This is a genomic window from Mycobacterium sp. NPDC003449, from assembly GCF_053588415.1.
In genome coordinates this window covers 1-11,598 of record NZ_JBSFPX010000210.1, presented here as the reverse complement: position 1 = coordinate 11,598, position 11,598 = coordinate 1, and the positions used below count along the sequence as shown (strand labels likewise).

Below are 11,598 nucleotides of genomic sequence, written 5' to 3'. Positions count from 1 at the left end.
CTGGACTGGGTCCCCGACGGTGCCTACGTCACCGCCCATGTCACCGCGGATGCCTTCTGCTGGAACATGGTCCGGTCCCTGGTCGGTGCTCTGCTGGCAGTCGGCGAGGGCCGGCGCGCCCCGGACTGGACAGCGGGGTTGCTGTCGGCGACGAGCCGGTCCAGCGAGTTCGCCGCGGCCCCGGCGCGCGGGCTGACGCTGGTGCGGGTGGATTATCCGCCCGATGACCAGCTGCTCGCCCGCAATCGGGTGACCCGTGATGTGCGCACAGTCTGAGCCTCGGGCGGATCCTGCACCCTCCCTGTTTCCGCTCAGTACCGTTGCGCCACACCAGCCGAGAGGGACGATTTCAGTTCGGGCGATAGCTCGACCAAGATCCGCTGCCAGCACCGCATCTTCGTAAGCGATTAAGCCTCATCCATGCCTGGGTGAGACCACAGCAACACATAGAACCTCTGCTTCACCCCCCGATCCTCACCCGCAAACAAAGCCGCATTCCGAACCGTTAGGCACAGGTTCGCGCGAAGCGTCGCCCCTCGGGTTTCTTCGAGTGACACCGGCGGGTTCGCGTGGTGGCCCGACGAGGACCCGGTTACGACAGCGGGCCGATCGCGTCCTCGGCGGCAGCCACCAATGCCCCGTTGCCCGCCAGTTCGACCACGGCGGCGATCTCCGGGGCCAGATGGCGGTCGGCGCCGGGGCCGGCGACGTGTTGACGGACCGTGCCGACAACGGCTGCCGTCGCCGGCGATGACGCCAGCGGGGCGCGCAGGTCGAGGGCACGTGCCGCGGTGAGCACCTCGATGGCCAACACCTGGGTGAGTCCGTCGATCGCGCGTCGCAGCTTGCGTGCCGCCGACCAGCCCATCGACACATGGTCTTCCTGCATCGCCGAGGACGGGATCGAATCGACACTTGCGGGGACAGCCAGGCGCTTGAGTTCGGAGACGATCCCGGCCTGGGTGTACTGGGCGATCATGTGGCCGCTGTCGACGCCGGGATCATCGGCCAAAAAGGCGTTGAGGCCGTGATTTCGTGCCGGGTCAAGGAACCGGTCAGTACGTCGCTCGCTGATCGAAGCCAAGTCGGCCACCACGATTGCCAGGAAGTCGAGTACGTAGGCCACCGGCGCACCGTGGAAGTTGCCGTTGGACTCGACGCGGCCGTCAAGGGTCACTACGGGGTTGTCCACGGCGCTGGCCAGTTCCCGCTGGGCCACCACGCGGGCGTGTTCGGCGGTGTCGCGGGCGGCCCCGGCGACCTGGGGCGCGCAGCGCAGCGAGTAGGCGTCCTGGACGACGGTGCAGGTGTCGGTCTTGTGGCTGGCCACAATCGCCGAATCGGCCAGCAGGCGGGTCATGTTCGCGGCGGCCGCCGCCTGGCCGGGGTGCGGTCTCAGCGCCTGCAGGTCGGCTGCGAAGACCCGCTCGGTCCCCAGTAGGCCTTCTACGCTCATGGCCGCGGCGACGTCCGCCAACCGCAGTAGCGCGTCGAGATCGGTCAGCGCCAAGATCAGCTGGCCCAGCATGCCGTCGGTGCCGTTGATCAGGGCCAGGCCTTCCTTCTCGGCGAGCACCACCGGCGACAGGCCGTGCCCGGACAAAGCCTCGGCGGCTGGTGCGAGGTGGCCGTCGCGGGTACGGACCTGGCCCTCTCCGATCAATGCCAGTGCCACGTGCGCCAGCGGGGCCAGGTCGCCCGAACAGCCCAGGCTGCCGTACTCGTAGACCACCGGGGTCAACCCCGCCGACAGCAGCGCTGCGTAGGCGGCCACGACCTCGGGGCGCACGCCGGTACGACCGGTGGCCAACGTGGACAGCCGCAGCAGCATCATCGCGCGCACCACCTCGCGCTCCACCTCAGCGCCCGATCCGGCAGCATGGGAGCGGACCAGGCTGCGCTGCAGTTGCTTTCGTGATTCCCGGGGGATTTCTCGGGTGGCCAGGGCGCCGAACCCGGTGGACACCCCGTACACCGGGCCCGGGTGGGCTGCCAGGACCTCAATGCGGCTGCGGCTGTCGGCGACGGCCAGCATCGCCTCATCGGACAGGCGCACGGAGGCGTCGTGGCGCGCCACCGCGATAACGTCACCGAAGCTGACCGGCGCAATGCCCACGGTGACGGCCGGGGCGCCTTGCGGTGACTTGGACGGGGATGACGGGGTCATTGAATCCTTACCTTCTGTCCAGTGATTCAGACGCGAATCTTGAATGGATTGTCGACGCGTGGCAGCCCAAGAGAGATCGTCGGACAATTGTTTGTTCGTCAATCGGTGTATAGGCTGAGGCGGCCCTGGCCCTGACGCGGCGTCTTAGGAGGTACCGCCTTGCTGCCCGACCTGCCCGACCTGTCGGTGAGCCGGTCCACGACGGTCGAGCGAATTTCCGACGTCCTGCGCACCGCCCTACTGTCGGGTGACATCGCCCCGGGCACGGCGCTGCGGGAGGTCGAACTCGCCGAACGGATGAATGTCTCACGTGGCTCCGTTCGGGAGGCCTTCGTCCGGCTCAGCGACGAAGGACTCTTGCGCCGAACTTCGTTTCGGGGGGTCGAAGTCAAGCGGCTCACCGATGATGAGATCCGAGACCTCTTCGTGGCACGGAAGTTGATCGAGTTGGCGGCTGTCGACGCCGCAGGAGACGCAGGCCGGTCGGCGCTCGTCGACCTGAGACAGGCAGTCGATGAGTTCTCGCAGGCAATTCGCGACGGGTCGGCGATCGATCAGAACCGCACCGACATCGACGTTCACGCCACGCTGGTCAGACTGTTGCGCTCGCCGCGTCTCAGTCGGATACATCGGGACTTGATGAGCGAGCTGCAACTCGCGCTCGCCGCGCAATACGGTGGGCCCGAAACCATTCCGGGCGGGCGGCTCGCCAACCGCCACGAGGAGTTCCTCCAAATGCTCATCGACGGAGATGTCTCGGGAGCACGCAAGCAGCTCGAGAGTCGCCTTGACCTGGCGCAGCGACTCCTGCTCGAGAGCTCCTCGTCCGAAGCGAACGTGAACTAGCACGTCGACAGGCCTCAGCGGACCGCCGAGAGAAAGGCCTTGGTGCGAGAGTTCGACGGGGAGTCGAGCACCGCGCGAGCCGGGCCCTCCTCCACGACCCGACCGTCCTCGAAGAAGATGACGCGGTCGGCGACTTCTCGCGCGAAGCCGATTTCGTGGGTGACGACGATCATGGTCATGCCGGACTCCGCCAGTGCCTTGATGACTCGTAGGACTTCGCCGACCAACTCGGGATCGAGGGCGGAGGTCGGCTCGTCGAAGAGCATGAGCTTGGGTCGCATCGCCAGGGCTCGCGCGATGGCGACGCGCTGCATCTGACCACCCGACAGTTGGGCGGGGTAAACGTTGCACTTGTCGGACAGTCCCATTCGTTCGAGAAGTTCCTCGCCATGCGTCGTCGCGGCGGCGGGAGTGGCGCGACGTGTCCTGACGGGTGCCTCGACGATGTTCTGCAACACCGTCATATGCGGGAACAGGTTGAACTGTTGGAAGACCATACCGATGTCGGCGCGTCGAACGCTCGCCTCGCGATCGCTCAACTCGAAGAGCTTGTTCCCCTTGCGGCGGTACCCGACCAACTCGCCATCCACCCACAGCTGTCCGGCGTCAAGCGTTTCGAGATGATTGATGCAGCGCAGGAACGTGCTCTTGCCCGAGCCGGACGGCCCGATGAGGCAGACCACTTCGCCGCGCGCCACCTCCATGTCGACGCTGTCCAGGACGCGGTGATGACCGAAGTCCTTGATGACGGCCGCCGCACGCACAAGAGGCTGAGTCATCGCTCACCCCTTCTGGTCAGATGCGCGAACCCCAGCCAGTGGCGAAGTTGGTCAATGGCAACGTCTTTTGCGGGTGCGCCGGACTGTCCGTGCGAGAAGTGCCGCTCGAGATAGAACTGACCCGCGCTCAGCACGGCGGTCAGGGCCAGGTACCAAAGGCTGGCGACGACCAACAGTGGGATCGTTTGGTAGTTCGACGAGTAGATCAGTTGCGCGGAGTACAGCAGTTCACCCACGGCCAGTACGCTCACCAGGGAGCTGGTCTTGAGCATGCCGACGGCCTCGTTGCCGGTCGGCGGGACGATCATGGTCATCGCCTGCGGCAAGACGATACGTCGGAGCACTTGGTTCTTCCGCAGTCCCAATGCCCGGGCGGCTTCCATCTGGCCCTTGTCGATGGAACGTATTCCGCCCCTGATGATCTCGGCCATGTACGCGGCCTCGTGCAGGCCGAGGCCGAGGATGCCCGCGAGGAGGGGACTGATCAGCGCGTTGGCGTCAAGGTCCACCCCAGGAATGCCGAACGAGAGGTGTGGATACAGCGCGGCGAAGTTGAACCAGAAAATCAACTGGACGAGCACCGGAGTTCCGCGGAAGAAACCCACGTAGGCAAGCGCGAGGGCCTGCACGACCGGGTTCGCGGACAGCCGCATGATCGCGAGCACCGTGCCGAGCACGATCCCGATCGCCATGCAGACGAAGGTCAGGAACAGGGTGAGGTAGACGCCGTCGAGGATCTGGCGGTCGAACAGATAACCCAGGACGGCCGACCAGCCGAACCGTTCGTTCGTCGCGACGGAGTGCAGTGCCAGAGCCACGATGGCCACCAGGACGCCGCCGACGAGCCAGCGTCCCGGGTGGCGCTGTTTGACGACGCGTATGACGCCCTCGGCCGCCGTTGCGTCTTGCGGTGGGGTGCTCGTAGCCCGGGTCATCGTGTTCACGGCGCCCCGGTGTAGACGGACTCACTGGGCATGCCCCATTTGGTGACGATCTGCTCGAGGTCACCGCTCGACGCGAGTTGTCCCATGGCCGCCTTCACCGCGGGCACGAGATCGGATCCCTTGGGGAAGGCGAGGGCAACGGGCTGTGGGTCGTAATCCGTGCCAGGCGCCAATTCCAGCGCGCCGTTGGATCCCTCGACCTGAATGGCGAGGCCGATGGTCGCGGCCATCGCTGCGTCGATGCGGCCACTGGAGAGCGCGAGGTTGACCGCTTCCTGTGAGGGGAATTGTGAGACCGACACCTCGGGTTTGCCTGCCGACACGCATTGGGACGAGATCGCGGGCAATTGACCGACCGCCTGGATCGTCCCCTTGGGTGCGCCGATGACGTGCCCGCACAGTGCGAGTGGTTCCATCCGCAGGCCGCGGGGATTTCCCTTCTGTACGGCGAGGCCCGACCCAGCCCTCATGTACGGCACGAACTCGACGACTTGTTCTCGCTCGGGCGTCACAGAGATACCCGATGCCGCGGCGTCGTACTTGCGCGCTTGCAATCCCGGCACGATGCTGTCGAATCCGACGTTGGTGAGCTTGACCTCGAGACCGAGGGCGGTGCCGATCGCGGCCACGAGATCGGCGTCGAGGCCAACGACCTCTTTGGTCGCGGGGTCGACGGTCTCGAAGGGACGGTATGTCGCGTCCGTCGCGAAGACGACCGGCTTGCCGGACCTCCCCTCGGGCAGCAATTCTGCCGCTGTCTGATCGGTGGGCTTGCGAGCCTCCGATCCGGTCGAGCTACCGTCGCTTTGCTGTGCGGAGGAACATCCGCTGATGAGGGCGCTCGCCACACAACATACTGTGACAACCGTGCCCCAGGTCCGCTTGCGTCTCATCACAATCGTTCCGTTTCCGAGGTGTTGGGAGCTTGGAGGAAGGTCGCGGCGCACCGCCTCGTCACGCGGAGGCACTGTCGGCGCGAGCGGGTGCGGTTACGGTGTCGCCGGGAGAGAAGCGACTTGGTCGGTACGGGCGGAGCGCCTCCTGCTTTTGGCCGGTGAGGATTTCGCGTGCGGCGAGGTCGCCGATGACGGCCGCCAGGGAGAACCCGCTGTGCGTCGTCAGCACGTAGACGTTGTCGCTGCGATCGGGGAATCCGGCAATCGTGATGCCATCGGAGGGTATCGCCCGCAGGCTCAGACGTACGTCGAGAATGACCGATCCGGCCAACGCGGGAATTCGCGTCGCGGCCCGCTCGAGCAACACCTCGGCTGCGGCGATGAGCTCCGACCGCGGTGAGTCGATGGTCAGCGCGACGCCGTGGCCGTCGCCGGCGAGCAGCGCCTTGCTCGGACCGAAGGGGCGCACGATGACCTCGGGTGCGAGGATGATCGGCCGCAACTCCCGGGACGGGTTGGTCACGGCCACAACGAGCCCCGGCACCTTGGGGTGGGTTGCCGGCAGCAGGGGGACGTCGAGGCCGGCGAGTGCGGCGAGTTGGCCGGTCCAGGCTCCCGCCGCAATGACATAGCGATCGACCGCCAGAATCGAGTCATCGTCGAGGCGCACCCCGGTGACGGCGCCGGCCTCCTCGGCAAAACCGGTTACAGTGCGCCGGATGAATCTGCCGCCGGCTTCGGTGATCGCGGCGGTGAGGGTGGTGAGCAGTACCGAAACGTCGATCCACGCCTCGGTGGGGAAGATCGCGGCGGTCTCGTCGTCGCCGAGACGTACCCCGGGCATCAACCGTGCCGCACCGCCGGCATCGAGCATCTCTGCGGGGTAGTCGAATTCGATGAGGCGGGCCACGTCCGCCGCAAGGCGTTGCCGCTGCTCGGCCCCGGTAACGATCTCGATCGCACCCGTCGTGTGCAGCCACCGCTCGGTGTCCAGTTTCTCCGCGAGGTGATGCAGCGCGGTCATCCCGTGCTGATTCAGCACGGTGTAGTGGTCGGGATAGCCGAGACGGACCTTGCTACTCGCATTGACCCAGGCGCCTGAGCCCCACCCGATTTCTCGTTCTGGATCCAGATTCGACACGACGGTCACATCAGCACCGGTGTGAACCAGATTCCACGCGGTACAGAGCCCCACCACTCCAGCTCCGATGACCACGACAGACGACGTCGGCGGCATGTGACCTCACTTTGTTCGACAATTGATTGTTTAATGAAACCACGGGGTGACCGGTCTCTCAACCGAAAGCTCGGATTGACTCGTACCTGTTTCTTTCTTGTGAGAACCGGCGACAGACACGAGTAACAAGGTGTAGTCCGACCCCGCTGCGAGTAGGAGGATGACGGCCAACGCCGGCACGATTCAGAACGGCTCGATACCGAGCGCGTCTTGCCGAATCAGCACGGACAGCCCGAAAGACGCCCCAATGGCAGCATGAGGCTGAGCCGCCGCTACGCCGGCGATGTGGATACAGGACCAGGCCAGGGGAGTGCCCTTGACGGCCTCCTGCGCGGCGTGACTGATCGTGTCGATATGTGAAACACCCTCTGGTGTAGCGGGATCACCGTCGTGAGTGATGATCATGCGCCAGACCGAGCCAGCACAGCGCGAACCTTCCTTGTTCACAGCAACTTCGGATCCGAACCAGCTGACGCGGTGAACATGCCTCTGGTCGCTGTGACCACACTCTTGACACCATGCACATTTTAATCGACACTGTGCAGAGAATTAGTCGCTGGTTTCACTGACATGGAGACGATGTTGCGAACGATCCTTATTACTGGAGTGAGCAGTGGCCTGGGGCGCGCGTTCGCCGTGGCTGCTTTGGGAGCAGGCAACCAGGTTGTCGGCACCGTGCGCAGATCCGACGATGCCGCTGCGTTCGAGGCACTGTCGCCGGGGCGCGCGCACGCACGGTTGCTCGATGTGACCGACGATGCGGCGGTCTTTCGGACCGTGGCCGATGTCGAGTCGGGGCTGGCTCCCATCGACGTGGTGATCGCCAATGCCGGCTACGGGGTGGAGGGCATCTTCGAAGAGACTGCGTTGTCGGAGATGCGTGCGCAGTTCGCCACCAACGTGTTCGGTGTCGCCGCGACACTGCAGGCGGCGCTGCCCTACATGCGGCAGCGCAAGGCCGGTCATCTGATGGCGGTGACGTCGATGGGCGGCCTCATGGCGGTTCCCGGAATGTCTGCCTACTGCGCAAGCAAGTTCGCGGTGGAGGGTCTGCTGGAGAGTGTGCGCAAGGAGGTCGCCGGTTTCGGCATTCACGTTACTGCGATTGAGCCGGGCTCGTTCCGCACCGATTGGGCCGGCCGCTCGATGACCCGCGCCGAGCGCTCCATCGCCGACTATGACGAGCTTTTCGAGCCGATCCGCACTGCGCGGATCAAGGCCAGTGGCAATCAGTTGGGTAACCCGGCGAAGGCGGGCGATGCCGTGCTCTCGATCCTGGATGTCGATGAGCCGCCCGCGCACCTGGTCTTGGGTTCTGATGCACTCCGCTTGATCTCGGCCGCCCGCGAGGCCGTCGACGACGACATCTGTGAATGGGAGAAGCTCTCGCGCAGCACCGATTTCGCTGACGGAGCTCAGCTCGCCACAAGCTAGAGCCCCAGGAATGGCTGCTACGGATGCACCCCTGTCTCAACCGCCGAAACACCAGTAACTCGAAGGACGCCCATTCGTGACTGCTGCCACCACGGTTCTGCTCGATATCGCAGACGGCATCGGCTGGCTGCGACTGAACCGCCCAGAAAGCCTCAACGCCCTCTCGCGACAGCTGATCGACGATCTCAACAGCGCGCTCGATCAGCTCGAGCGCGAACCACGGTGCCGGACGATCGTCGTGACCGGGATGGGGAGCGCCTTCAGCGCAGGCGGAGACCTCAAGGAATTCAAGCACCACATCGACAGCGATGATGCTGACGGACTCCTTGGGCTCATCGACTACACGGCCAAAGCCCTTACCCGGCTGGAGAACAGCCCAAAGCCGGTGATCGCGGCCGTGAATGGGGTGGCCGTGGCGGGCGGCATGGAGCTGTTGCTCTGCTGCGACATCGTGCTGGCTGCGGAAACCGCGATGATCGGCGACGGCCACGCGCGTTACGGCGTGCTGCCGGGAGCCGGCGGAGCGGCCCGACTAGTCAACAAAGTCGCGCCCAACATCGCTGCGCGACTATTGCTCACCGGTGAGCTGTTTCCGGCAGGCCACCGCCACTTCACCGGGCTGATCGACGAGGTGGTTCCGTACGCCGAACTCCTCAGTCGCGCCACAGAATTGGCTGCGCACATGACCCAGCTGAGCCCTCTGGCGCTGGCCAGCATCAAGAAGGTCTCGCACGAAGCGAAAGGCCGACCTGCGTCGGTGGGACTCAAGCTCGAACTGGCCGCGTTGGAGAACTACGTAGGGTCCCGTGACTTCGCCGAGGGTATGGCGGCATTCAGCCAACGCCGCACACCGAAGTTCAGTGGGCGCTGAACCCGACAAAACCGCGAAGGAATCGAGTCACAGCATGTCTGACGCAGCGCCTCGAGCTCGTCATCTCAGCGACCTGCTGCGCCGCAGCGCCCTGGCGCACCCCGACTCGGTGTTCGCATTCCCCGACCAGCGCTACAGCTACTCGGAGATGGACTTTCGCGTCGACGAGTTCGCCCGGATGTACCTACGTGCCGGGCTGCACGCCGGGGACCATGTCGGCCTGTGGATGCCGGCATCGTTGGACATGATCGCGGCCATTGTCGCGTGCGCACGGATCGGCGCGGTCGCTGTCGCGATCAACGACCGCTTCCACACCGATGAGCTGCAGTACGTCATCGCCCATGCCGATCTCGCCGCGGTCATCACCATCGCCCCGACCCCGCACTCCGACCGTCCTGCCGAACTACTCGCCGCCATCCCGGGTCTCAGTGATTCGCCCACAACGGATCTCGACCTGGCCGTCACGCCCCGGTTGCGCCGCATCGTCGTCCTGGCAGATGGCAGCTATTCGCCACCCTGCGCCGCAATCACTCATCAGACCGATGTGGGTCTGTCAGCCGCGCACCCGGGTGAACGCATCGACCGGGCCCCCGAAGTCCGGACCGAGCCCGAGTCGGGCGGTGAGATCGCTTATCTGATGTACACCTCGGGCACCTCGGCATCGCCGAAGGCGTGCATGATCGCTCATGAGGCGGTGGTGGCCCAAGGCGATTCTCTGGCCAATGAGCGCTACCTGCTCGACGAGGACTCTGTGTTCTGGTGTCCGCTACCGCTGTTTCACACTGCCGGCCTGGCGACGCTGACAGCCTGTATCACCGTGGGGGCGTCCTTCGTCCATGCGGGCGTCTTCGATCCGTCGCAGTCATTGCGCGCACTAGCAGAAGAGCGCGTCACACACGCGATACCGTGCTTCGAGACGATCTGGATGCGCATCCTCGACCACCCAGAGTTCGCCGGCACCGATCTGTCGTCGCTGCGCGTGCTGATGAACACCGGCGGTGAAGACCTGTTGCGCAAGCTGCAGGCACGTGTGCCGCACGCAGTCCAGCTTGCCAATTACGGGATCACCGAAGGCAGCGGTCACGTCGCGATGACGATGATTTCCGACCCTCTCGACATCCGGGTCAGCACAGGCGGATTCCCGCTCCCCGGGATGGAGGCCCGGATCGTCGACCTCGACACGGGACGTCCGGTGCCGGCCAACGTGACCGGTGAGATCCACTTCCGCGGCGAATCACGGTTCTTCGGGTACTACCGTGACGATGCGGCCAACGCCGAGTTCATCGACGCCGACGGGTGGTTCAAGTCTGGTGATCTCGGCGCCATGGACGACGCCGGACGGCTGACCTTCAAAGGGCGTGTCAAAGACATGCTCAAGGTTGGCGGCGAGAACGTCTCTTCCCTCGAGGTCGAATCGTTCCTGCTGAGGCAACCCGCCGTTGCGGTGGCCGCCGTCGTCGGCGCACCCGACGAGTACTACGGCGAGGTTGCGGTTGCCTTCATCCAGGTGGCCGCGGGCCATGACTTGACCGAGGCCGGGGTCATCGACTTCTGTCTTGACCGGATCGCCACCTACAAGGTGCCGCGCTATGTCCGCTTCGTCGACGAATGGCCGATGTCGGGGACCAAGATTCGCAAAGTCGAGTTGCGCGAACGGATCAAACGCGAACTCACCGCGGCCAACGTCACGACCGCGCCCCGCCTGCAAAGCCGGCGGGCACGTGCCGCCGGACCTCGGGGAGCTGCGCGATCGGGCTGAACCCCGTTGTCCGAGCGAGGCGGCGGTGCGCCTCACCGAACCAATCCCGACGAGCCGGCCGACGATTGCTTCGGAATTTTCGCGCTCGACAGCGGCCAGTGCATCACGCACGGCCTGCCGGATGTACACCGACTCACGTTGACGCTTCGCGCGAGTTCTGGGGGTGCCTATGCGGCCATGGACCGGTCCGTCGTTGCCGCGCTCGTCACACAGCTTCACGAGGACTACACCGATGTCGCGGCGATCGCATCGAATGTCGGTGCTGTCGCGGACGGATAATGACCGCTGCACGGGCGGCGACAGTGAGTACTCACAGCGCCTTGGTTAGAGCCTGCCCGCAACGAAATCGGCGGCCTGGTTGACCATCCCGGCGTCGATGTAGGCCCCGGCGAGGTGATCGGGCCAGTTGTTCTTCCAGGTGTTGGGATCGGCCGGATTGCAGATCGGGTCGGCGCCGTGGCACAACTCGATGGTCCGGTCGCGGTAGACGGGACTGAAATTGGTGATCGGCCCGACCCACGCGGCACCGTTTCCGAACAGTGTCACCGCCGCGATGTGGTCGGCGGCCTCGCCGGGCAGCGGAGTCTTGAAACCGAACCCGGTGAACGGAACGGCCAGCACCACATCGGCGCCCACCACGACATAGCGATGGTGCCGGGGTTCGG

The 11,598-nt window shown here is 65.2% G+C and carries 10 protein-coding genes and 2 pseudogenes; 5 read left to right on the top strand and 7 right to left on the bottom strand.

What is annotated here, in order from left to right:
- Positions 1 to 276: pseudogene (locus ACWDTP_RS33150) on the top strand (tRNA pseudouridine(38-40) synthase TruA); the annotation flags it as partial.
- Positions 277 to 592: 316 nt separating this feature from the next.
- Here ACWDTP_RS33150 and hutH read toward each other — a convergent pair.
- Entirely contained in the window at positions 593 to 2,167 is a 1,575-nt protein-coding gene (gene hutH, locus ACWDTP_RS33145; RefSeq protein ID WP_450027455.1) for a histidine ammonia-lyase, read from the bottom strand.
- Positions 2,168 to 2,326: 159 nt separating this feature from the next.
- Between hutH and ACWDTP_RS33140 the strand changes: the two genes are divergently transcribed.
- Entirely contained in the window at positions 2,327 to 3,013 is a 687-nt protein-coding gene (locus tag ACWDTP_RS33140; RefSeq protein ID WP_450027454.1) for a GntR family transcriptional regulator, read from the top strand.
- A 14-nt stretch (positions 3,014 to 3,027) separates the two neighbouring features.
- Here ACWDTP_RS33140 and ACWDTP_RS33135 read toward each other — a convergent pair whose 3' ends face one another.
- The 5 genes and pseudogenes from ACWDTP_RS33135 to ACWDTP_RS33115 form a co-directional block, all read right to left on the bottom strand.
- A complete protein-coding gene (locus ACWDTP_RS33135; protein WP_450027453.1) occupies positions 3,028 to 3,792 on the bottom strand; it encodes an amino acid ABC transporter ATP-binding protein in 765 nt (254 codons plus the stop codon).
- The gene (locus ACWDTP_RS33130) at positions 3,789 to 4,727 is read right to left on the bottom strand and encodes an amino acid ABC transporter permease (RefSeq protein WP_450027457.1); all 939 of its coding nucleotides are present in this window, start codon (positions 4,725 to 4,727) and stop codon (positions 3,789 to 3,791) included. The genes ACWDTP_RS33135 and ACWDTP_RS33130 overlap by 4 nt, the downstream gene beginning before the upstream one ends.
- A gap of 5 nt (positions 4,728 to 4,732) precedes the next feature.
- Positions 4,733 to 5,584, bottom strand: coding sequence for an ABC transporter substrate-binding protein (locus tag ACWDTP_RS33125; protein WP_450027452.1), 852 nt, complete (start codon positions 5,582 to 5,584; stop codon positions 4,733 to 4,735).
- A 106-nt stretch (positions 5,585 to 5,690) separates the two neighbouring features.
- Complete coding sequence (locus ACWDTP_RS33120) at positions 5,691 to 6,869, bottom strand: NAD(P)/FAD-dependent oxidoreductase (protein WP_450027451.1); 1,179 nt, start codon at positions 6,867 to 6,869, stop codon at positions 5,691 to 5,693.
- A gap of 114 nt (positions 6,870 to 6,983) precedes the next feature.
- Positions 6,984 to 7,355 (bottom strand): annotated as a pseudogene (locus ACWDTP_RS33115) (MMPL family transporter); the annotation flags it as partial.
- Positions 7,356 to 7,451: 96 nt separating this feature from the next.
- On the opposite strand from ACWDTP_RS33115, the gene ACWDTP_RS33110 reads away from it, so the two are divergent.
- The 3 genes from ACWDTP_RS33110 (at position 7,452) to ACWDTP_RS33100 (ending at position 10,933) form a co-directional block, all read left to right on the top strand.
- Positions 7,452 to 8,303 (top strand): oxidoreductase, encoded by an 852-nt coding sequence (locus tag ACWDTP_RS33110; protein WP_450027456.1) that lies wholly within the window; start codon positions 7,452 to 7,454, stop codon positions 8,301 to 8,303.
- Positions 8,304 to 8,379: 76 nt separating this feature from the next.
- Positions 8,380 to 9,174 (top strand): enoyl-CoA hydratase/isomerase family protein, encoded by a 795-nt coding sequence (locus tag ACWDTP_RS33105; protein WP_450027450.1) that lies wholly within the window; start codon positions 8,380 to 8,382, stop codon positions 9,172 to 9,174.
- A gap of 34 nt (positions 9,175 to 9,208) precedes the next feature.
- Entirely contained in the window at positions 9,209 to 10,933 is a 1,725-nt protein-coding gene (locus ACWDTP_RS33100) for a class I adenylate-forming enzyme family protein (protein ID WP_450027449.1), read from the top strand.
- Positions 10,934 to 11,257: 324 nt separating this feature from the next.
- On the opposite strand, the gene ACWDTP_RS33095 is transcribed toward ACWDTP_RS33100, so the two are convergent.
- Positions 11,258 to 11,598 (bottom strand): cutinase family protein (locus tag ACWDTP_RS33095; protein WP_450027448.1); only part of this gene is annotated, 341 nt, incomplete at its 5' end.

What these genes read in the sequence shown, in the direction of transcription:
- ACWDTP_RS33130 (WP_450027457.1), bottom strand. Translation starts at nt 4,727, where the DNA reads ATGACCCGGGCTACGAGCACCCCACCGCAAGACGCAACGGCGGCCGAG.
- ACWDTP_RS33135 (WP_450027453.1), bottom strand. Translation starts at nt 3,792, where the DNA reads ATGACTCAGCCTCTTGTGCGTGCGGCGGCCGTCATCAAGGACTTCGGT.
- ACWDTP_RS33100 (WP_450027449.1), top strand. Translation starts at nt 9,209, where the DNA reads ATGTCTGACGCAGCGCCTCGAGCTCGTCATCTCAGCGACCTGCTGCGC.
- ACWDTP_RS33120 (WP_450027451.1), bottom strand. Translation starts at nt 6,869, where the DNA reads ATGCCGCCGACGTCGTCTGTCGTGGTCATCGGAGCTGGAGTGGTGGGG.
- hutH (WP_450027455.1), bottom strand. Translation starts at nt 2,167, where the DNA reads ATGACCCCGTCATCCCCGTCCAAGTCACCGCAAGGCGCCCCGGCCGTC.